The sequence below is a fragment of the Arthrobacter sp. E3 genome, from assembly GCF_017353415.1.
Lineage (GTDB): Bacteria > Actinomycetota > Actinomycetes > Actinomycetales > Micrococcaceae > Specibacter.
This window is the reverse complement of record NZ_JAFMPX010000132.1, coordinates 1-262: the sequence shown is the minus strand read 5'-3', so window position 1 is coordinate 262 and position 262 is coordinate 1. Positions and strand designations below refer to the sequence as shown.

Annotated in this window: 1 pseudogene; it reads left to right on the top strand. The window is 61.1% G+C overall.

What is annotated here, in order from left to right:
• Nucleotides 1–235: pseudogene (locus JMA46_RS17380) on the top strand (IS1595 family transposase); the annotation flags it as partial.
• Nucleotides 236–262 lie beyond the last annotated feature (27 nt).

Here is a 262-nt window from a genome sequence, read left to right as displayed (position 1 = left end):
CCTGGACGAGTTCGTGTTCCGTTTCAACCGGCGCAACTCACACACGAGGGGATTGCTGTTCTTCCGACTGCTCGAATCAGCCGTTGCCGGCCCACCCGCTCCCTACACAAGCCTGGCCGTCATCCACCGTAAGCCAAAGGACGTCCCCGTCCCGCCACGGACCCCACACGCACTGCCGCACACACTCACCGGAACACCACTCGAACGCCCCTGGCGAACCCCACAAACCGCATAATCACGGCAGTTACATGGATAGCCAATT